The organism is Microcystis sp. M49636_WE2 (assembly GCF_030065375.1).
Lineage (GTDB): Bacteria > Cyanobacteriota > Cyanobacteriia > Cyanobacteriales > Microcystaceae > Microcystis > Microcystis aeruginosa_C.
Map to the genome: position 1 here is coordinate 1 of NZ_JASJFG010000862.1, position 2612 is coordinate 2612.

The 2612-nt window shown below is 41.5% G+C and carries 2 protein-coding genes and 1 pseudogene; 1 reads left to right on the plus strand and 2 read right to left on the minus strand.

Features of this window, described 5'->3' with window-relative positions:
- Positions 1 to 277 (plus strand): annotated as a pseudogene (locus PX484_RS19720) (D-alanine--D-alanine ligase); the annotation flags it as partial.
- 57 nt (positions 278 to 334) lie between these two features.
- On the opposite strand, the gene PX484_RS19725 reads toward PX484_RS19720, so the two are convergent.
- Both PX484_RS19725 and ribBA read right to left on the minus strand, forming a co-directional pair.
- Positions 335 to 1078, minus strand: coding sequence for a Uma2 family endonuclease (locus tag PX484_RS19725; protein WP_287766793.1), 744 nt, complete (start codon positions 1076 to 1078; stop codon positions 335 to 337).
- Positions 1079 to 1144: 66 nt separating this feature from the next.
- Positions 1145 to 2612: bifunctional 3,4-dihydroxy-2-butanone-4-phosphate synthase/GTP cyclohydrolase II (gene ribBA, locus PX484_RS19730; protein ID WP_288105216.1), on the minus strand; the 1468-nt coding region annotated here is incomplete at its 5' end.

The following is a 2612-nucleotide window of genomic DNA, read 5'->3' on the forward strand; positions in this document are numbered from 1 at the left end:
AAGTATGGTGATTCCCGCTAATATTCCTGATAAAATTGCTAATCAAGTGCGAGAAATGGCTGTAGAAGCATTTAAAGCTGTGGATGCTGCGGGATTGTCGCGGGTGGATTTTTTCTATGTGGAAAAGACTGGGGAAGTGTTTCTCAATGAAATTAATACTCTGCCGGGGTTTACTAATTTTAGTATGTATCCCCAACTCTGGAAAGCCACTGGTTTAGAGTTTGATAAATTGGTCGATAAGTTGGTACAATTAGCCTTAGAAAGACAGGAAAAATAAGGTTAAATTACCACCATTTCTAGGATAGGAATTACCTATCCTAGAGATATTTATCAATTAGATAGTTTCAGGATCAATGCCCAATTCTCGTAATTTTTGGGCTAATTTTTCCTTCTCCAAGATAGCTTGTTCTTTTTCGAGGATAGCCTGTTCCTTCGCTTGTCGTTCCTGTTCCCTTTCTAAAAGAATCTGTTCCTTTGCTTGTCTTTGCTCTAATTCAGCTTCTTGGGGAGTGGGAACCAATTGACCATCGACGGTAAAATAACGCAGTTTACGGTCAAATATGCCTAAATATAGTTCTAATTGTTCACTCCATAAATAGCCGTTTTCATTAGCAGCAATAGCCTGATATTGTCCAGCAATTAATCTAAATCCTTGCAGTTCTAAACTTTCAGGATCAAACCAGAAATAGTTAGGAGTCCGAAAGGTATTTTGATAGAGAATTTTCTTTTTATTGCGGTCAATATTGGCCGTAGAATCGGAAAGAATCTCCACGATCACATTGGGATATTTACCCCCTTCTCCCCAAACCACCCAACTTTTGCGGGGACGTTTTTCTGTATCTAAGACGACAAAAAAATCAGGACCACAAAAATCACGTTTTTTTAGTTGTTCTTCGTTATAGTAGATGGTAAGATTGCCCGAAGCATAGTAATTAGTTCTTTCTTGCCATAACCTTTCTAAACAACCGATTAGAATTGTAATTTGTTGTAGATGTAGATCACTTTCCAAGGGTGGTTCATCACTCCATAAATCGGTGGGGGGACAGGTAACTTCCGGTAAAATGTCGAGAGTTGTCATAGTTTTTCCCCGTTATACTAGCTTTGTTTAATTATAACTGTTACGCTCTTTTCTGGTCATCAAAAACTAATTTTTTGCTGAATCACGAGTAAAACTGTAGATAATTTGGGTAGCTAATTGTGGTAATTGTGAGAAATCTTCATCGGACATTTTTTGACGATCGAGTTTCATTTGTAATCCCGTCATCGAATCGTCTCCGTCGGAAATTAAAAATTCTAAGCGTTCAATTTCCGACCAATCTTTAATGTCATTTAATATCTTGTCAATAACCAGAAGATAAGGATGGGAAGGATTTTTATACCAATTACTGCTGACACCCTGACGAATATCTAAACCTAAATGTACGATCAAAGGGGCGCGATCAAAAAGGGCATTGGCTACCGGTCGGGTTTCTTCTTGGAGAGATAATTGATTAGCGCGACTTAACTGCCGTAATTTCTCTAATTGATGATATCTTTGCGAAATTGACGGCGGATTTTCCCCCCAACTGAGAGCGATGGTGACTAGATAGGTTTGTAAGAATAGATGTCCTAACTTTTCCGCTTTTGTGGCCAGATAATTGGAATTATAATCATTAGCCTCGATCAGCAAAGGTACTCGCTCGACTATTTCCAAACCATAGCCTTTTAATCCGGCAATTTTACGCGGATTATTGGTAATTAAACGAATATTTCTCACCCCCAAATCGTTGAGCATTTGCGCTCCCATCCCGTAATCGCGCAAATCGGCGGGAAATCCTAACCTTTCGTTGGCTTCCACCGTATCTAATCCTATATCCTGTAAAGAATAGGCTTTTAGCTTATTAATTAAACCAATTCCCCGTCCTTCCTGTCGCAGGTAAACCACCACCCCTAAACCGTTGTTTTCAATCATTTTTAGGGCAGCTTGTAACTGTTGCCGACAATCGCAACGCAAGGATCCCAAAGCATCCCCGGTCAGACATTCTGAGTGCATTCGTACCATTACAGGTTGATCACCAAAGAGAGCGGGATCGCCTTTCACAATAGCGATGTGTTCGGTTTGATCTAATAAATTTCGGTAGGCATAAAGCTGAAAAGTGCCGAATTGACTAGGAAAATTACAGACCGTTTCCCGATGGACAAAGCGATCGTGTTTTAAGCGATAACCGATCAGATCGGCAATGCTAATTAACTTTAAATTATGTTGACGAGCGTATTCAAATAGTTGCGGTAAACGGGCCATGGAACCGTCGGGATTTTGGATCTCACAGATAACTCCCGCCGGATACAACCCGGCTAACCGAGCTAGATCCACGGCTGCCTCCGTATGACCGGCGCGTTTTAAGACCCCACCGGCTTTAGCACGAATCGGGAAGACATGGCCAGGACGGGTGAGATCGTCGGGACGAGTGACCGGATTAATGGCAACTTGCACGGTTTTCGCCCGATCTTCTGCCGAAATGCCAGTTTTAACCCCTAAATGGGGAGCGGCATCGATGCTAACGGTAAAAGCGGTTTGATTGCTATCGGTGTTTTTTGTCACCATCAAGGGTAATTCGAGAGCATCAAGACGC